Annotated in this window: 14 protein-coding genes and 1 pseudogene; 4 read left to right on the top strand and 11 right to left on the bottom strand. The window is 69.4% G+C overall.

Annotated elements, in window-relative coordinates; translation table 11 throughout:
• Window positions 1–433, top strand: a 433-nt coding sequence (locus ABD374_RS33560) for an IS3 family transposase (RefSeq protein WP_344500761.1), incomplete at its 5' end; no start/stop codon positions are given.
• A 1311-nt stretch (window positions 434–1744) separates the two neighbouring features.
• On the opposite strand, the gene ABD374_RS33555 is transcribed toward ABD374_RS33560, so the two are convergent.
• From ABD374_RS33555 to ABD374_RS33515, 9 genes are read right to left on the bottom strand one after another with little or no spacing between them, the layout of a single operon-like run.
• Window positions 1745–3220, bottom strand: a complete 1476-nt coding sequence (locus ABD374_RS33555; RefSeq protein WP_344500760.1) for a non-reducing end alpha-L-arabinofuranosidase family hydrolase — start codon at window positions 3218–3220, stop codon at window positions 1745–1747.
• Window positions 3220–3963, bottom strand: a complete 744-nt coding sequence (locus ABD374_RS33550; RefSeq protein ID WP_344500764.1) for a cupin domain-containing protein — start codon at window positions 3961–3963, stop codon at window positions 3220–3222. Before ABD374_RS33550 ends, ABD374_RS33555 begins: the two co-directional genes overlap by 1 nt.
• A complete protein-coding gene (locus tag ABD374_RS33545; protein WP_344500759.1) occupies window positions 3960–4820 on the bottom strand; it encodes a DUF6807 domain-containing protein in 861 nt (286 codons plus the stop codon). The genes ABD374_RS33550 and ABD374_RS33545 overlap by 4 nt, the downstream gene beginning before the upstream one ends.
• Entirely contained in the window at window positions 4817–5863 is a 1047-nt protein-coding gene (locus ABD374_RS33540; protein ID WP_344500758.1) for a Gfo/Idh/MocA family protein, read from the bottom strand. Before ABD374_RS33540 ends, ABD374_RS33545 begins: the two co-directional genes overlap by 4 nt.
• Window positions 5860–6900: a glycoside hydrolase family 10 protein gene (locus tag ABD374_RS33535; protein WP_344500757.1), complete on the bottom strand. Its 1041-nt coding sequence runs from the start codon at window positions 6898–6900 to the stop codon at window positions 5860–5862. The genes ABD374_RS33540 and ABD374_RS33535 overlap by 4 nt, the downstream gene beginning before the upstream one ends.
• 29 nt (window positions 6901–6929) lie before the next feature.
• Window positions 6930–8324: a glycoside hydrolase family 30 protein gene (locus ABD374_RS33530; RefSeq protein ID WP_344500756.1), complete on the bottom strand. Its 1395-nt coding sequence runs from the start codon at window positions 8322–8324 to the stop codon at window positions 6930–6932.
• 46 nt (window positions 8325–8370) lie between these two features.
• On the bottom strand, window positions 8371–9201 hold the full coding sequence (locus tag ABD374_RS33525) for a carbohydrate ABC transporter permease (RefSeq protein ID WP_344500755.1): 831 nt from the start codon (window positions 9199–9201) through the stop codon (window positions 8371–8373).
• Complete coding sequence (locus tag ABD374_RS33520; RefSeq protein WP_425577421.1) at window positions 9198–10199, bottom strand: carbohydrate ABC transporter permease; 1002 nt, start codon at window positions 10197–10199, stop codon at window positions 9198–9200. Before ABD374_RS33520 ends, ABD374_RS33525 begins: the two co-directional genes overlap by 4 nt.
• On the bottom strand, window positions 10192–11484 hold the full coding sequence (locus ABD374_RS33515) for an extracellular solute-binding protein (RefSeq protein ID WP_344500754.1): 1293 nt from the start codon (window positions 11482–11484) through the stop codon (window positions 10192–10194). Before ABD374_RS33515 ends, ABD374_RS33520 begins: the two co-directional genes overlap by 8 nt.
• A gap of 231 nt (window positions 11485–11715) precedes the next feature.
• Here ABD374_RS33515 and ABD374_RS33510 point away from each other — a divergent pair, with 231 nt between their 5' ends.
• On the top strand, window positions 11716–12729 hold the full coding sequence (locus tag ABD374_RS33510; RefSeq protein WP_344500753.1) for a LacI family DNA-binding transcriptional regulator: 1014 nt from the start codon (window positions 11716–11718) through the stop codon (window positions 12727–12729).
• A 9-nt stretch (window positions 12730–12738) separates the two neighbouring features.
• The gene (locus tag ABD374_RS33505; protein WP_344500752.1) at window positions 12739–14958 is read left to right on the top strand and encodes a glycoside hydrolase family 3 N-terminal domain-containing protein; all 2220 of its coding nucleotides are present in this window, start codon (window positions 12739–12741) and stop codon (window positions 14956–14958) included.
• A gap of 101 nt (window positions 14959–15059) precedes the next feature.
• Here the strand turns inward: ABD374_RS33505 and ABD374_RS33500 are convergent.
• Together ABD374_RS33500 and ABD374_RS33495 are read right to left on the bottom strand one after the other, a co-directional pair.
• A pseudogene (locus ABD374_RS33500) lies at window positions 15060–15421 on the bottom strand (family 1 glycosylhydrolase); the annotation flags it as partial.
• Window positions 15422–15754: 333 nt separating this feature from the next.
• Window positions 15755–16786, bottom strand: coding sequence for a LacI family DNA-binding transcriptional regulator (locus tag ABD374_RS33495; RefSeq protein ID WP_344500751.1), 1032 nt, complete (start codon window positions 16784–16786; stop codon window positions 15755–15757).
• 271 nt (window positions 16787–17057) lie between these two features.
• Between ABD374_RS33495 and ABD374_RS33490 the strand changes: the two genes are divergently transcribed.
• Window positions 17058–18029, top strand: a complete 972-nt coding sequence (locus ABD374_RS33490; protein ID WP_344500749.1) for a glycoside hydrolase family 6 protein — start codon at window positions 17058–17060, stop codon at window positions 18027–18029.
• Window positions 18030–18348: the final 319 nt, after the last annotated feature.

Raw genomic sequence — 18348 nt, 5'->3', positions numbered from 1 at the left:
GGCCCGCGCGGACGCCGACCTGGTGCCGACCACACTCGAGTACGCCCTCGCCTCCCGCGAGGTCCAGCCCGGCGAGCTGATCCATCACGCTGATCACGGCTGTCAATACACGTCTGTGAAGCTGACAACCCGCTTGGTGCGTGCCGGTGTCCAGGCGTCGATGGGCTCGGTCGGGGACTCGTTCGACAACGCCCTCGCGGAGAACCTATGGATGATCATCAAGACGGAGTGCATCCGCGGGCGCGTCTTTGCCACCCGGGCCGAGGCGAACCTCGCACTCTTCGAGTACATCGACGGCTTCTATAACTCCCGGCGCATCCAGAAACGGCTCGGCCATCTCAGCCCGATCGAGTTCGAGGAGAAGCACTACACCGACCAGGCAACGGCCGAACGAGTGAACCTGAAACCCCGTAAACCCCACCTGACCAGCTGATCAGCACCTCCCGTGCAGCGGGGGAACCTCAGGTTCAGGACACGGAAGTGGGTGGGAGTGATCTCCTGCTGCAGTTCCAGGTCCGTGGCGGGCACCGTGCCCGGAGGAAGAGCCAGCGCGGCGATCGCCGCGACAGGCATGTCCTGGCGTGCCAGGCCCACTCAGCCCCGCCGAGTACAAGACCACACTCGCAACCTGACCACCGCACCAATGGTGTCCGTCAAAGCGGATCAAGCCCACAGTTGGCGCGCCGCCCCGGGCCCGGCCCCGAGACAGGGGGCGCCAGCCGGGCCTCCTGCTCTCGCGGCCTGGCAAGACGACGGGATCGCCGACGCTTGCTCATCCCCTCTCCCGCAGATGAGAACTGCCGGGGCGCAGCTGCGCCTGTCTTGCGCAGGGCCGGGCAGCGCTGTGTGCCAGTTGGGTCAGTAGGAGGACTGGGTGTGGAGCGGAGGTGCTCCGCTGGCAGATCTCCCGCGCTATCAAAGCCTGGACCTTGCGCAAGCAGGGGCGGCCCGGTGATGCACCGCTCAAGCCCAAGGGTGCTCGTCTGGATCCCCGCGGGAGCGGGGGTGACTCGCACCGCTGCCAGGTTACGGGTCAGGCCGGGCACTGGCCCCCCGCGCAAGCAGGGGTGACTCGGCATACCACCTGAGGGAGCGCGCCTGCTCTCCAGAACAGGCCGAGGGCCGGACGCTGAGAAGGACAGATGCCGCAAAGGCCGATGGCTGCCACTGGCACTACTCGGCCCACGACGACCGAGTCGTCTCCGACCGTCTCATCTCGTTCATCTCCGGCCTGCCGATGGACTGGTGACGGCACCAGCCGCCCGGGAGCACCACAGCTCCGGCTACGGGACGTCCGACCCCCTGATGCGGTGCGGCTCGGCCCGGCCCGGCCCGGCGGTCGAGAGTGCCGACCCGCCGCCACGTTTTGATCGCGCTGTCGGTCTGTCGGCAGCCTTGTGCCGTGCATGCTGCACTCGGGTTCGAGGGGCAGGACTGGTACGCGGCCGGGCCGTGCGGCGGACCGGGGCTGCCACCAGTCTGACCGAAGAAGACTGGGCCGGCGTGAAGGAGGTCCTGGCCCGCTTCCCGAACTGGACACGGCCGCAGCGCAGGTCCGCGACTTCGGCGAAATACTCAGCAGCCGCCTCGGCGCCACGCCGCCTGCCCGGATCGGCACAGTCGAGGCCGGCCCTTGGCCGTACCGGCTTCGCGCTCCACCTGCTCCGAGACCACCGGGCGGGCCCGGCCTTCCGCCGAGCCCGCCACGCCAGCTCCACTGCGGAGCCGAACCTGTGTCACATCGTCAGCGCCGCAGTGTCAGCAGACCTGGCCGGTAGGGCCATTGGCCGTACTCGCCACCGGAGTTGGGGTCGCGTCCCTGGTAGAGGAACTGCAGGTTGCAGGGGTCGACGGTAAAGGTCTGATCGGCGCTGGCGCGGATCAGTTCGCCATGGCTGATGTCGTTGGTCCAGGTGGCGCCGCTGTTGGCCTTGCCGGCGAAGGGGTTGCTCTCGGTCGCGGCCTGGGGCGTCCACGAGCCGTTCAGACTGGTGGCCGTGAACGAGCGGAAGTAGCGGCCCTGCGAGCCGATCGCCTCGACGAGCATGAGGTAGCGGTTCCGGCCTTGGAGCTTGTAGACCTGCGGGGCTTCGAACAGGTTGTTCGTCGTGTCGCTCATGATCGTTGTGTAGGTCGAGCCGAAACTGCTCGGGAAGTTCCCGATCGGCATGCTGGCCCGGTAGATCTTGCCGTTGTCACCGGCGAAGAACAGGTACATGTTCGTGCCGTCGGCGATGAGCGTCTGGTCGATGGGGCCTGTCGTGGAGCCGGTGATGCTTCCGGAGAAGAGCTCCTGCTCCGCTGACCAGCCGTTCGGGTTGGTGGGGTCGCTCGACGTCCGGTAGGAGAAGGCGGTCCTGCCCCACTGGTAGGCGAGCACCCAGATGTTCTTCGGCGCGAAGTAGAAAAGCGTGGGCGCGACGACGGAGTTCGACATCGCGTTCTGGCCGGCCGAGGCCATCTCCGGCCAGTTGGTGAACGGGGTGAAGTTCATCGAACCCCAGCCCGCTCCCGTTCCCGCGGCGCCGTGCGTGGTCGCGTAGACGAGGTGCTTGCCGTTGTAGGGGGCGACGGTGAAGTCCTTGAGCGAGGCCCAGCCCTGCTTGGGCTGCGCCAGCGCGCCCGTCGACGACCAGCGGTACGTCGACGGAAGTTCGCACGTCGGGCTGGGGTTGCCGGCGCCGACCCGGACGGGTTGCCACTGCTGGTTGGTGCCGCCCCAGTCGTCGTACTGGACGATGTTCGCGTTGTCGGCGGTGGAACCGCCTTGTACTTCGAGGGCCTTGCCGCTGTGGCGCGCGATCAACCTCACGTGGCCGTCCGAGCTGTCGGCCAGCCGCCACTGCTGGTTGGTGCCGTTCAGGTCGGTCCACTGGACGATCGCACCGCCGTTGGCGGTGGACTTGTTGTGGACGTCCAGCACCTTGCCGGAGTGGCGGGACTTGATGCGGTAGTAGCCGCCGCCGGAGTCGACGAACTGCCACTGCTGTTGGTTCTGATCGTTCCTGGTCCACTGGGTGATGCGGGCGCCGTCGTTGGTCGCCAGGTTGTGGACGTCCAGGGCCTTGCCGCTGTTGCGGTTGACCAGCACGTATGAGGCGTTGGGGTCGACGGTCGCCGCGGCGGCGGGCGGGGCACTGAGGAGAGTGGCCCCGAGCAGCAAGGACGACAGGACCGCGAGTACGAGACTCAGGACCAGGGGTGGATGGCGAAACCGCATCAGAAGAGCTCCTTTGAGTGACGGAGGTGAGGTGACCCCGACGCACCGCGGAGCGGCCGCGTCGGGGAGGCGGGGACGGGATAGGGGTGAAGGAGGCCGCACATGCCGAAGAGCGGGTGTTCCGGGCGCTCCAGTCGTGACACTTCGCCGTGGCCGAGGTGAGAGAGGTCTCCGGCCTTCAGCCGTTCCAGCTGACGGCCGGTCTCGACGGCCGCGGCCAGGGGGCCGTCACGCCAGCGGGTCCACCAGGCGTCCAGGAGCTCACTCTTCAGGCGGTGGGCCGCGATGTGGAACTCCCGCAGTCCGCCTTCGCGCAAGGCCAGGAAACCCTCGAGTGCGAGGTCGCGGCGGCGGCGCGCTGCCGCGGCCTGGTCGCCGGTCAGGGCGGCAGCCGCCTGGTAGGCGTGCGGATCGGCCAGCACGGGAGCGGGGAAGGTGAAGACGGCGTCACCCGCCTCGGGCAGTCCGCTGTTCTGCATGAGCACCACGAGGCGCAGACCACCGTCGTTGACGAGACGGTGGATCGTGCCGGGGGTGAACCAGACGACATCGCCGGGGTGCAGCGGGGTGTCGGCGAAGCCGGAGGCGGTGAGGGTCTGGACGCTGCCCGCGCCGCCGGTGACGACGTAGGCTTCGGAGCAGACGAGGTGCATGTGGGGTGTGCCGCCGCACAGCCCGTCGGCGGCCTCCCAGTCGTACACGATCAGCCCGGAGATCCCCACACCGCCGGGGAGCGGGGTCACCACGGGTGTTCCGCGACATGGCGGGTCAGGCGCCCGGGGGTCCACGCGCCGTCGGCCACGACGATCCGGTAGCGGCGCGACAGGGTGTCGCCCGGGGCCAGCGGCAGTTCCTTGTCGAACGCCAGAGACGGGTTGACGGCGGGGATGGGCTCACTGCGGACGAACCAGCGGCAGGGGGCGTCCGGATCGTCCAGGAACAGCAGCGTGGAGGAGCGGTCGACCTCGTCGTGCGTGCCGACGAAGGCCAGCCAGTCGCCCTGCTCGCCCATCGCGGGGCCGATCACGTCGCCGCCGGTGAATTCGCGCGGGCCGCGCCAGAACAGACCCGAGTATCCGGCGAGTTCCCTGCCCTGAGTACCGGGGCTGCCGAACATCAGATCGGTGTCGTGGACGTTGGTCAGCGCGGTGGTGACGTCCAGGGTCCAGGAGTCGGCCTCGACGTCGCGTGCGGTCAGCGTGCGGCGCTCGTCGATCCGGTGCTCCCCCGCCATCGTGTGCCAGGCCAAGTCCTCGGTGATGACCGTGCGGCCGTGGCCCGTTTCGGCGGATACGGCGAGGCTGCGCATCGTGCCGAGGTTCGGCAGGTCCACGTAGCCCTTGCCGCGCAGGTAGGTGCCGCCGCCCCAGAAGTTCTGCCCCGACACCCACGACGCCGTGACCTGGAGGCCCTTGTGCCAGCGGTGGTCGTGCGGCCGGTACCCCGTGACCACGTCGCCGGCGAGCGTGCGCACCGGATGCAGATAGGGCTTCGGCGCCTCGAAGGGGTCCATGACCGGCCGGTGCACGTACCGGAAGAGGTCGACACCGCGAGCTCGGACGATCAGCGAGTCCTCGTTCTCGAGGAGTTCGAACGTCATCGGAACACCTCCGGGCGCCCTCCGTTGAGCGAGCCGTAGAACGGGTCGGCCGCGTCGATCTCCCCGCGCCGGACCGGCAGGCCGGTGATCGCGGCCTTGTACAAGGCGGTCACCAGTTCCATGGTGGACCTGCCGAGGTCGGGCCGAATCCCCGTCTCGTAGCCGTCCAGGAAGGCCGCGAGCTGGGCGGTGTGCGAGCTGGGCAGGTCGTCCGGCGGGTCCCACTTCACGCCGGACGAGCTGGGGGTGAACGTCCAGTCCGCGTTGGAGTAGCCGTACAGATGCCGCAGTTCGACCGTGGCGTCGGTGAGGTCGAACCGCAGGTAGCTCTCCTCGCGTAGGGAAAGGACGCTGTTGACGACCGTCGCGATGGCTCCGCTCTCGAAGCGGACGAGGGCCGCGGACACGTCCTCGGTCTGGACGTCGCGCTCCAGGCAGCCGGCCATCGCGCGTACCTCGGCCCATTCGCCGAGCACCGCGAGCATCAGGTCCATCTGGTGGATGCCGTGGCCCAGCGTCGGGCCACCGCCCTCGCTCTCCCATGTGCCGCGCCAGGGCACGTCGTAGTAGGCGTCGTCGCGGTACCACGCCGTGACACACTGCGCGACCAGCGGACGGCCCAGCGCCCCCGCTGCGATCCGGTCGCGCAGGTACCGGGCCCCCGTGCCGTACCTGTGCTGGAACACCGCGCCCGCGACGGCGGACCCCTCGGCCGCATGGATCCGGTCGAGCTCGGCCAGCGACAGCGCCACCGGCTTCTCACACCACACCCACGCCTGCGACTCCAGGCAGGCCACGGCCTGGTCGGCATGCAGGAACGGAGGCGTGCACAGGTGTACGAGATCCGGCCTCTGCTCCTCGAGCATCGTGTGCAGGTCGGTGTAGACCGCGGGGATCCCGTGTTCGGCCGCGAACGCCTCGGCGCGCGCCGCGTCCACGTCGACGGCTGCCACGATCTTGGTCCGGTGCGCCTGCGCCCGGAGAGCGGGAACGTGGCAGATGCCCGCGATCCCGCCCGTTCCGACGATCGCCGTTCTGATCATCCGCCCAGCACCTCCTTGATCGAGTAATAGGCGGGCTTGGGCAGCAGGTTCTCGTCGTAGGGCAGCGCCGCGCCCTCACCGGGGAAGACGGAGGGGATCCACGAGTACTTGTCCGTGTAGTCCCAGATGGTGATGCCGACGCATTTCTTGACCGCGAGGCAGGCCTTGACGTAGTCGGCGTACCAGGTGGCCTGGGTGGCGAGCTTCTCCGGGGTCGCGGGGAGGTGCATCCGGATGTCGAGTTCGGTGACCGCGACCTCGACCCCGAGGTCGGCGAAGCGCTGCATGTTCTGCCGGACGTCGGCGGGGAAGCCGTACTGGAGTGCCAGATGGCCCTGGATGCCGAAGCCCTCCACCGGGACGCCGTCGGCCTTCAACTGCTTGATCAGGGTGTAATAGGCGTCGCTCTTGGGGCCGATCCCGTCGACGTTGTAGTCGTTGAGGTACAGCTTGGCCTTCCGGTCGGCCTCGTGGGCCCAGCGCAGGGCGTCGGTGATGTAGCCGGGGCCGAGCGTCTTGTAGAAGAGCGACTCGCGGTAGGTGCCGTCCTCGTTGAAGGCCTCGTTGACGACGTCCCAGTGGATCACCTGGCCCTTGAAGTGCCGGACCACCGTCTGTATGTGCTTCTTGAGGACGGCGCGCAGCTCGTCGGCGGTCCAGGTGCGCTCGGTCAGCCAGGCGGGGAGCTGGCTGTGCCAGACGAGGGTGTGGCCGCGGACCTTCTGGTGGTGGGCCTTGGCGAAGGCCACGACCTCGTCGGCGGCGGTGAAGTCGAAGACGCCGCGCTCGGGCTCGGTGGCGTACCACTTCATGGCGTTGCCGGGGGTGGTCTGCCCGAATTCGCTGCCGAGGAGCTTCAGATAGGCAGCGTCGGTGAACTCGGGGTTGTCGGTGGCGGAACCGAAGTACTTGTGGTGCTTCTTGGCCAGTTCGCCGAGCGTCCTGGGGCGGGGCTCGGCGGCTGCGGGCGCGGCGGCGAGTCCGGCCGTGAGGCAGATGGCGGCGGACAGGGCGGTGAGAATCCGGGACACGGACATGACGGGTTGCTCCTCGGGTGCTGGGCGGTTCAGTCGAGGACGATCGTGGTCAGTGCGCGCGGGGCGAGTTTCGCCGTGAGGGTCGTGCCGTGCGTGGAGACGATGCCGACCGGGGTGATCGAGCGGGTCTCGTCGGTGACGTAGCCGTCGGGGTGCCGGTCGTGTCCGCCGCGAAGAGAGAACTCGGCGGACTTCTCGGTGGTCGCGGTGTTGAGGATCTGGATCACGCGGCTGCCGTCGGTGTTGCGGAAAGCCGTGGTCTGCAGTGCCGGATCGGCGTTCGCGGCCGGCACGCGGACGGCACCGGGGCGGATGAACCGGCTGAAGGCGGCCAGCGCCCAGTACCGCTTGGACACCCGGTAGTCGTCACCGGGGTTGGCGAGCTGGATAAGCCCCCGGGTCGCGCCGAGGGACGCGCCGGTCCAGTAGACGTAGGCATTGGCGTTGCCGACGGTCAGGGTGTTCTGGATGTCGGCCGCGACGGTGAGACCGTCGTAGCCGCTGCCGTCGTCCCAGTTCTCGTTCCAGGTCGAACCGTCCGGCGACCATTCCGACATCCACACACGCTTGTCGGTCGGCTGCGGGACCTCGGTCGGACCGCTGTAGCGGTGGCCGGTGATGGTCCGCACGGCCTTGTCGGCCGCCGTGTCCGCCTCGATGGCCTCGGTGAAGGCGACCTGCCGGTCCCAGCCCGCGGCGTCGCAGCAGACCACCCCGGTCTTCAGTCCGGACGCACGAACGGTCGGCCCGAGCACCTTGAGGAAGTCGACAGCCTGCTGCGGGGTGAACCGCATCGAGGCGTAGGTCGCCGTCCAGTCGGGTTCGTTGGTGAACCCCAGGTCGGTGATCCTGACGCCTTCCTGCTGGTAGAACTTCGCGTACTGGACGAGGTAGTTCGCGTAGGCCTGGCGCCATTCGGGCCGCAGCTCGCCACCGTCGTTCTCGCTGCCGTTGGTCTTCATGAAGGCCGGGGCGCTCCAGGCGTCGGCGAAGAACCGTTTGACGCCGTAGGCCTTGGCCTCCTTGGCGAGCCAGGCCTGGCCGCCGTCCCAGCCGTCCCAGACGTACTTCGGCGTGGCGTCCGGCCCACCGGGATCGGCCGGCAGGATCGTCGGCATGTGGTCGTAGACCCTGTCGGTCGACGACCCGATGCCCAGGCGCAGGATCGAAAGGCCCGCGCCCTTGTCCTTGCTGAGCAGCAGGTCAAGCACCTCGCGCTGCTTGGCCGGGCTGAGGCCGCGCGCGCCGTGCAGCAGGTCGGCCCGCTGGAAGGCCATCGAGAAGCCGAATCCGTCGATGGGCTGGAGTTCGGCGCGGAAGTCGATGGCGGGTCGGGCGGGGGCGGGAGCGGCGGCGGACCGCGCGGGGTCGGCCGCGGCCTGCGATGTGAACGCTAACATCAGAAGCGCTGTCAATGCGGTCATGCGTTTCACAAGGTCTCCTCGGGGGGTGGAGGTCACACGGGACGGGTCAGCCCTTGGTTGCGCCCGCGGTGAGGCCGCCGATCAGCTGGCGTTCGGCGACGACGTAGAAGGCGAGGGCGGGGACCATGGCGAGCACGATGTAGGCGAGGACGAGCGCGTAGTCGGTCGAGTACTGGCCCTGGAACTGCTGGACGCCGACGGGGATCGTCTGCCACTTCGGGTCGTTGAACACCAGCAGCGGCAGGAAGAAGTTGTTCCAGCTCGCGACGATCGCCAGCACCGAGACCGTGCCGAGCGCCGGCCGTGCCATCGGCAGCAGGATCTTCCAGAAGAAGCGGAACTTGCCGCAGCCGTCCATGACGGCCGCCTCCTCGACCTCCGCCGGGATGGTCCGGAAGAAGCCGCGCAGGATGATGATCGTCATGGGGAGCCCGAAGGCGGCCTGCGGGAGGATCACTCCGAGCGGGTTGTCGAGCAGGTCGAAATTGCGCAGCAGCAGGAACAGCGGCAGGACGGCCACCGCGAACGGGAACATCAGCCCGATCGTGAACAGCGTGTAGAACAGCTCCCTGCCGCGGAAGGCGTAACGGGCCAGTACGAACGCCGCCATTGCCGAGGCCGCCAGCGTGCAGAATGTCGTACCGATCGCGATGCCCGCACTGTTGGCGATCTGCCGCCAGAACATTCCGTCGCCGAGAATGCCGGTGTAGTTGCCGGTCTTCCACTGCTCCGGCAGCCCGAACGGATTGGTCGTCAGCTCGCCGGTGCTCTTGAACCCGGAGATCACCGCGTAGATCAGCGGCACGACGACGAACGCGGCGATCAGCCATACCACGGCGTGCAACGACAGGCCGCGTGCCGTCCTGCGGGCGTTCATCGGCCACCTCCCGTGGTGACGGCCCCGCTCAGGTCACGGCGGAGCACGTAACGCTGGTAGAAGAGGGAGAAGACCAGGCTGATCATGAACAGCACCACGCTGATCGCACTGGCGTAGCCGACCTGGTAGCGCTTGAACCCGAACTGGAACATCGAGATCGCCATCGTCTCGGAGGAGTGGTTGGGCCCGCCCGCGGTCATGACCCAGACGAGGTCGAAGAGCTGGATGGCCCCGATGACCGAAAGAAAGACGCTGATCCGGATCGTCGGGCCGAGCAGCGGCAGCATCACGTACCGGAAGCGCTGCCAGGCGCCGGCGCCGTCGATGGAGGCGGCGTCGAGGATCTCGCGCGGGATGCTCTGCAGCCCGGCGAGGAGGAGCATCATGTGGAAGCCGAAGTACTTCCAGGTCATGACCACGAACAGGGTCGGCATGACCGTCGAGGGATCGGCGAGCCACTTGCCCTGCAGACCCTCCAGGCCGAGGGCCCCGGCGAGATGGTCGGCCATGCCGTCGCCGGGAAGGAAGATCATGGTGAAGAGGACCGCCGTGACCACCTCGGACAGGATGTACGGCGCGAAGAACAGCATGCGGTAGACGGCCCGGCCGCGCAGCTTCTGGTTGAGCAGGACCGCGGTGAACAGCGCGAAGGGCAACTGCACTGTGATCGACAGGACGATCAGGTACAGCCCGCGTCCCATATCGCCGAGGAAGACCTGATCGGCGAACAGCCTGGTGTAGTTCTCGAAGCCGACGAAGTCGTCCATGGAGCCGATTCCGCCCCACTTGAAGAAGCTGGTGTGGACAGCGACGGCGATCGGGGCGAGGACGAAGACGAGGAAGAGGACCAGAGCCGGGACGAGGAACCAGGCGATCGACGCCCAGCTTCCCAGCCCGCGCGGGAGCGACCGGGCCGGGGCGTGCGAGTGCACGGGTACGGCGCCCCCCGTCCGCTTCTCGGCCGGGTCCTTGGCCGGGGCAACCACGGAGCTAGGCACCCTTCGCAGCCTCGGTGATCGACCGGGTGACCTGCTCAGGCGTCTTCTTGCCCGCGATGAGGTCGGCGACGCTGTCGTTGACCTCCTGGCCGACCGCCGGCGGGTAGGCCTGGTCGAGGAAGAGCTGGAAGCCCGTCGCCTTGACCAGGCTGTCGGCCACCACCTTCTTGTTGGCGTCGGTGAGCTGGCGCTCCGCGCCCTTGACCACCGGCAGGTAACCGTTGGAGGCCAGCAGCTTGGACTCGTTCTCCAGAACGAGGAACTTCAGGAAGTCCAGCGCCTCCTTCGGGGCGCCCTTGCGCAGCGCGAAACCGCCGCCGCCGCCGAACACCTCGGTGGCCTGGCCGACTCCACCGTCGACCGTCGGGAAGGGGAAGAAACCAAGGTCCGCTCCGAGGTCGGCGCCCGCGTCCTGCTGCACCGACGGTGCCCACTGCCCCATCAGCTCCATGGCGGCCTTGCCGTTGCCCATGGTCGCGGCCTGGCCGCCCGGGGTGGCGTAGCCGGCGCCGAGGAAGGCCGTCTGGAACGGCTGGAGGTCGACCAGCTCCTTGAGGTGGGTACCGGCCTGGACGAAGCCGGCGCCGGTGAAGTCCTTGGTGGTCGCGGCCTGCTGGAGCGCGGGGAGGCCCGCGACGCGCATCGCGAGGTAGGCCCAGTAGTAGTGGCCCGGCCACTTCTCCTTGCCCGCGAGGGCGATCGGAGTGACGCCCGCCGCCTTGAGCTTCTTGACGTCTTCGAGGAGATCGGCCCAGGTGGCCGGCGGCGCGGTGATCCCGGCCTTGGCGAAGAGCTTCTTGTTGTACCAGAAGCCGACCATGCCGATGTCGTAGGGCACCCCGTAGGTCCGGCCCTCGATCTGATAGGCCTGCAGCGACACCGGGGTGAGGTCGGACGACCAGCCGAACGCGTCGGTGAGGTCCTCGACCAGTCCCGCGTCGACCTGCTGCCGCAGCACGCCGCCGCCCCAGGTCTGGAAGACGTCGGGGAGCTTGCCGGAAGAGGTGGTGGCGGTCAGCTTGGACTTGAACGCCTCGTTCTCCAACGAGGTCGTCTCGATCTTGATGTTCGGGTGAGCGGCCGTGAACGCCGAGGAGATCTGCGGGAAGAGGGACTTGCCCGGTTCCGTCGTGGCGATGTTCCACCACGCGAAGGTCACCTTGCCGTCGGCCGCCGGCTTGCCGCCGGAGTCGTCACCGCCGCAGGCCGCGGTCAGCGAGACGGACAGTGCGGTCAGGCCCGAGAGCGCCAGGAAGCGTCGTCGACTCGGGAGGGTGCTGGCCATGGGACCTCCGGGGTGGGAAATGCCGATTCAAGCTCGAAAATATTTCGTGACACTCTCGAATTCTGTGCTGCCACAAACTAGGAACGCGGGGCTTCTCGGTCAAGGCCTGTCACCGATTTTCCTAGAAAAACCAGCTCCTTTTGCTTGACAAGCAGGTCACGCCAACCGGAAACTCTTCGAAAAGTTTGCGGTACTTGTCGCCGTCCCCAGGCGCCGCGCAGAGGAGTGAAGTTGAGCGAGCAGCGTCCGACCCTGGCCGTCATCGCCGCGGAGGCAGGGGTCTCCCAGGCCACCGTGTCCAAGGTGGTCAACGGCCGCTCCGATGTCGCATCCTCGACACGCGAACGGATCGAGGCCCTGCTGCGATCCCACAACTACCTCCAGCCCGGCCGGCAGGGCAGGGCTCGCAGGTCGGGTCTGGTCGACTTGATCATCGGCGGTCTGGACAGCGCGTGGGCGGTGGAGATACTGCGCGGCGTCGAGGCCGAGTGCGCCCAGCGGAGCGTCGGCACCGTCGTGTCGCTCGTCCCGCCGGGTGAGGCCACGCCGTCGAGCTGGGCCGCACTGCCGGTCCTGCACCACAGCGACGGCGTCATCCTCGTCACCGCCTCGGTCACCCAGGCCCAGCGCGCCCAGGTCGAACGGGCTGGGGTGGCGCTGGTCATCATCGACCCGATCGACCTGCCGGGCAACGGTGTGCCGAGCATCGGCGCGACCAACTGGGCGGGCGGCCTCGCCGCCACCGAGCACCTGCTGGAGCTGGGGCACCGCCGGATCGCCGCGATCGGCGGGCGCAAGGAGATGCTCTGCAGCCAGGCCCGCATCGACGGGTACCGGGCCGCGCTGGAGCGGGCCGGGATCGAGGTGGACCGCGACCTGGTCCGGTTCGGTGACTTCCAGCACGAGGGCGGGTTCCAGCGCGCCCGGGAACTGCTCGCCCTCCCCGAGCCACCGACCGCCATCTTCGCCGGTAGCGACCAACAGGCGATGGGCGTCTACGAAGCCGCCCGGAAGGGCGGGCTGAGCATCCCGCAGGACCTCAGCGTGGTCGGCTTCGACGACCTGCCGATGTGCGAATGGCTGTCACCTCCGCTGACGACGGTGCGTCAGCCGCTGGAGGAGATGGGCCGGCTCGCCGCCCGCACACTGTTCCAGCTTCTGGAGGACCAGCCCCTGGTCAGCCCCCGGATGGAGCTCTCGACCGAGCTCAAGGTCCGGCTCTCCTCCGCCCCGCCTCGTCCCTAGGAGAACCCCTTGACCGAGCCCTGGCGTGACCCTCTCCTGCCCGCGTCCGTGCGAGTCGCCGATCTGCTGAAACGGATGACGCTGGAGGAGAAGGCGGGGCAACTCGCCGGCTTCTGGGCGTTGCCCTCGAATCCGGGAGCACCTGTCGCGCCGATGGAGGACGATTCCGGCGAGTCCGCGCCCGGCCTCGACGACATCGTCTCCCACGGGCTCGGCCAGCTCACCCGGGTGTACGGAACCGCGCCGGTCACCGCGGAAGCCGGGATGGAGCGGCTCGCCTCGCTCCAGCGGCAGGTGACCGGATCCGGCCGGTTCGGGATCCCGGCGATCGCTCACGAGGAGTGCCTGACCGGGTTCATGACGTTCGGGGCCACGGTCTTCCCCGGGCCGCTTGCCTGGGGTGCGTCCTTCGATCCCGGGCTCGTGCGACAGATGGCTGTCGCCATCGGCGCGGGGATGCGGCGGGTCGGCGTCCACCAAGGGCTGGCTCCGGTCCTCGACGTGGTCCGCGACTACCGGTGGGGAAGGACCGAGGAGTGCATCGGCGAGGATCCCTATCTCGTCGGAGCGATCGGCACCGCCTATGTGCAGGGCTTGGAAGGCGCCGGGATCGTGGCGACGCTCAAGCACTTCGCCGGGTACTCGGCCTCGCGCGGCGGCCGGAACATGGCCCCCGTCCCCTCGGGACCGCGCGAGTTCGCCGACGTGCTGGTCGAGCCCTTCGTACGGGCACTGCGAGAGGGGGGCGCCCGGTCGGTGATGAACAGCTACACCGACGTGGACGGCGTCCCGGTGGCCGCCGACGAACGGCTGCTGACCGAACTGCTCAGAGGCGAGCTCGGTTTCAGCGGTGTGGTCGTCGCCGACTACTACGCCGTCTCCTTCCTGGAGACCCGGCACGGCGTCACCGGATCGCGCGGCGCGGCCGGCGCGCTGGCGCTGACCGCCGGAATCGACGTCGAGCTGCCCACGGCCCGCTGCTACGGCGAGCCGCTGACCGAGCTCGTGCGGTCGGGAAGCGTACCCGAGGCGCTCATCGACCGGGCCGCGGAACGGGTCCTGCTGCAGAAGGCCGGGCTCGGCCTGCTCGACCCCGCCTGGGAACCCGTCAAGCCGGAGCCGGTCGAACTCGACCCGCCGGAGAACCGGGCACTGGCCAGGCTTCTGGCCGAACGGTCCACCGTACTGCTCGCCAACGACGGCACCCTGCCGCTGCGGCCGTGCCGGGTCGCGATCAGCGGGCCGTACACCGACGACCCGCAGTCCTTCCTCGGCTGCTATTCCTTCCCCAACCACGTCGCGCTGCCCGGCGACCTCGGGCTTGAGATCCCGACGCTCGGCGAGGCTCTCACCGCTGCCGGGTTCACGGTCACCGCGGACGGCCCGGACGTGAACGTGGTGGTGCTCGGGGACCGGGCCGGCATGTTCGGCCGGGGCACCTCCGGGGAGGGCTGCGACGCCGAGACCCTCGACCTGCCCGGCGACCAGGCCGCACTCGCCTCCGCCGTCCTGGACTCCGAGGTGCCGACCGTCCTGGTCCTCGTCTCCGGACGGCCGTACGCGCTCGGCACGCTGGCCGAGCGCGCGTCCGCCGTGGTGCAGGCCTTTTTCCCCGGTGAGGAGGGCGGGACGGCGCTCGCCCGGATCATCAGCGGGGCCGCGGAACCGTCCGGGCGGCTGCCCGTCTCCATCCCCCGCCAGGTCGGCGGACAGCCTGGCACCTACCTGCACTCCAGGCTCGGCGGGCACACCGACTGGAGCTCGGTGGACCCGACCCCGCTGTTCCCCTTCGGACACGGGCTGAGCTGGACCAGCTTCACCTGCTCGGAGCTCTCGGTGGATCCCGTCGCCGCGACGGACGGAGCCGTCTCCGTTGCGGTCACCGTACGCAACGTCGGCGGGGTGGCCGGGACCGAGGTGGTCCAGCTGTACCTCTCGGACCCTGAGGCGTCCGTCGTCCGGCCGCAGCGGTGGCTCGCCGGATTCTGCAGGGTCGAGCTGCAGCCGGGCGCGGCCGCCCGGATCACCTTCTCCGTCCATGCCGACCGGACCTCCTTCACCGGGGTGGACCTGCGGAGAAGAGTGGAGCCCGGGGAGATCGGCGTGGCCGTCGGACGGTCCAGCGGCGACCTTCCGCTCCAGGGCTCCTTCACTCTGCATGGCCCCGTACGTCACCCGGCGGCCGACCGGGTGCTGTCCGTGCCGGTCGAGATCGTCCCGGTTCCATGACCGTGTTGTCCGGTGATCCCGTACTGCCCGGGTTCCGGCCCGGCCCGTCCGTCTGCCGGCGCCGAGCCCCTCGTTCGCCACAGGCTGACCGCGGCGAACGGCACCCGGTCGCCCAGGGCGTCGGCCACCAGGGCCGCGTACTCGCCGAAGCGTTCGGCGGTGCCCCGGGCGAACCGGCCGCCGCCCCTGGCGGAGCCGCTGACTGACGGAGCCTCCAACTCCTGTGGGAGGTCCCAGCAGGAGAGCACGGGCGCCGGGGTGATCCCGGCTGCCAGGAGTTCGTCCACCAGTCGGCGAAGAAGCCGAGTCCGCGCCCCGCGGCCGGGCCCCGGCTCGGTGCACCGGTGTCGCCCCGGTGCACCGTGCCGGGGATGCGGTTGAAGGTGTCCCAGACCGACGGGATGCGCCCGCCCTCGCCGACCGCTCCCCCGATCCGGTACGCCGAGGTGGCGCTGCCCCGCAGGAAGCCCGGGGGAAAGCGGAGAAGTCAGTTGGCGGCTTCCTGCACGCCGGCTCACGGCGACGCGGCGACGGGGGCCTGGACTGATGGGGTCATGCGGGAGCGCTCGCATGCTGACGGTGTGTCGGCTCGTGGAGCCTCCCAGCGGGAGAGACGGAGGAGCTCGAAGAAGTGAGGGTGGCCTCCGGGCTCTGGAAGCGCCTCCAAGAGGTCACGCCGGGAAGAGTTTCTGCCGCACGAGAGGATGATGCCAAGACGTGAGGCGGCAATGGCCGGGAAACACGTGGGAAGCGCGCCCGGTCGGATCGGGCCGGCCCTGCCGCAAGCACCCACCGATCAGGCCGACGCGGGCAGGTCGGGGGCGGACTCGCGCACGGTCAGGCGGGTCGGGAGGATCAGCGGACTGGGGCGGTGTCCTTCGATGGCACTGACCAGCATCCTGGCCATCTCCTGCCCCAGCGCCCGTACCGGCTGATGGACCGTGGTCAGCGGTGGACTGGTGTGCCGGGCGCTCGCCAGGTCATTGAAGCCGATCACCGCGACGTCCTCGGGCACCCGGAGCCCGCGTTCCCGCAAGGTGCGCAGAGCGCCGATGGCCATCGCGTCGGAGGCCGCGAACACCGCGTCGGGACCGGGGTGCGCCCGGAGGAGTCGCTCCATCGCCTCGGCGCCGCCGTCCTCGGTGAACTGCCCGGGCTCGACCCCGAGCAGCGGCAGGCCGGACAGCGTCAGCCCCTCGGTGAACCCCTGCTCCCGCGCGACGGCGGCCCTGGCGTCCACCTGTCCGGTGATCATGACGGGCCGTCGGCGGCCGGTGCGCGCGAAGTGCTCGGCAGCCAGGCGGGCACCGCCCCGGTTGTCGGCGTCCACGTACCACGTGGGCTCCCCGGTGAGCGGGAGTCCGCCGAAGACGACGGGGAGATCGGCCTCCTCACTCAGGCGTCCCAGCGGATCGTCGCCGCGCAGCGCCATCAACATGACGCCGTCGGCCCGGTGGGAGCGCAGCAACCGCTCGAACCGCTCCCGGCCGCGCGGGGTGTTGGCCAGCAGCAGGATCAGCTCCAGGTCCGTCTGCTCCAGCGCCACGCTGACGCCGACGATGACCTCCGCGAAGAACGGGTCCGCGAACAGCCCCGGCTCGTCGCTGGAGACCGCCAGCACCACCGTTCCAGCCCTGCGGGTCGCCAGGGCCTGCGCGGACGTATTGGGTACGAAATCCAGCTCGCGCACCGCCCGTTGGACCGCTTCCCGCTTGGCGCGGCTGACGTGCGGGGCGTTGTTGATCACCCGGGAGGCCGCCGTGCGCGACACACCGGCTCGTGCAGCCACCTCGTCGAGAGTCGGCATGCGCTTGGGTGACGGCTCCATGGAAAAACTGCCCCTCAGGCTCACGCGGACGGCGAACAGGGGCCATGATTCCATGCACCGCCCCGACTTCGGACCTGCTCACGGGTGACGCCCTTGTCTCGATTTGGCAGCGCTTCCAACCTATCGAGCCATACCGGCCACCGTGGTACTGCCGTGTTCAACCTCTTGACACACCTTCGCGACGGACCCAATCATCCATCAACGCGGTCCGCCCCACATCAAAACTGGAAGCGCTTCCACTTCCCCGCCCCCACTCACCGGAGGAAGAACCATGCGCAAGTCCGTCCGAGCTGCATCCGTCCTGCTGGCCGGTGTTCTCACCGCCGGTCTCGCCGTGATCAACGCCGGTCCGGCGCACGCCGCCGACCCGACCGCCATGACCAGCGGCTTCTACACCGACCCCGACAACTCCGCCCTGCGGTGGGCCAACGCGAACCCCGGCGACGGCCGGGCGGCAGCGATCCGGACATCCATCGCCAACACCCCGGCAGCCCGCTGGTTCGGCAACTGGAGCGGTGACATCGGCACGGCCGCCGGCGCCTACGTCGGCCGCGCGGACTCCTACGACAAGCTGCCGATCCTGGTCGCGTACAACATCCCCAACCGGGACATCTGCGCCGGTCACTCCGGCGGCGGCGCCGGGAGCCGCGCCGCGTACGACACCTGGATCGCCGCCTTCGCCAGCAGCATCGGCAGCCGCCCGGCCGTCGTCGTCCTCGAACCCGACGCGCTCGGCCACGAGAACTGCATGACGGCCGGTCAGATCGCCGAGCGCAACGCCATGCTGAAGAACGCGATCGCCCAGTTCAAGGCCAAAGCACCCAACACCTGGGTCTACCTCGATGCTGGGAACCCCGGCTGGATCGGCGCCTCGACCATGGCGCAGCAGCTCGCCGCCGCCGGTGTCAGCGGGGCACACGGCTTCGCGCTGAACGTCTCCAACTACTTCACCACCGACCAGAACACTTCCTACGGCAACGCGGTCAACTCCGCCCTGAGCTCCTACGGCTACACCAAGCCGTTCGTCGTCGACACCAGCCGCAACGGCAACGGTTCCAACGGCCAGTGGTGCAACCCCGCCGGCCGCCGGATCGGTACTCCCAACCAGCGCGGCGGCGGTGCCGAGATGCTGCTGTGGATCAAGATCCCCGGCGAGTCCGACGGCAACTGCGGCGTCGGGGCCGGCTCCTCGGCCGGACAGTTCCTGCCAGAGGTCGCCTACAAGATGATCTACGGCTACTGACCAGTTCCCCCGCCGAAGGCCGGGCCCTGGCGCCGGGCCGACCGCCACGCGGTCCGGCGCCAGGGCCCGCGACACCGAACACCCCTGCCGAAGGGACTCCGTGCGTATCCCCTGTCCCGATCCGTCCCGGCCGCGAGCGCACTCACGCTGCCCCTCGGCGCCGCCGCCCCGGCCTCCGCCGAGGCGAGCTCCGCGCCGGCCCCCCACACGCTTCCCGCGAGCACCCGCTTCTCCGTCGGTCCCGGCAGCGACGCGACCCACCAGGCCGTCACCGACCTCCTCCACCGGGACTTCGAGGGCGCCAAGTCCATGGCGAAGC

This window comes from Streptomyces enissocaesilis (genome assembly GCF_039533765.1).
Classification (GTDB): Bacteria; Actinomycetota; Actinomycetes; order Streptomycetales; family Streptomycetaceae; genus Streptomyces; species Streptomyces enissocaesilis.
Note: the sequence above shows the minus strand (reverse complement) of the source record. Positions and strands in the feature narration are given on the sequence as shown.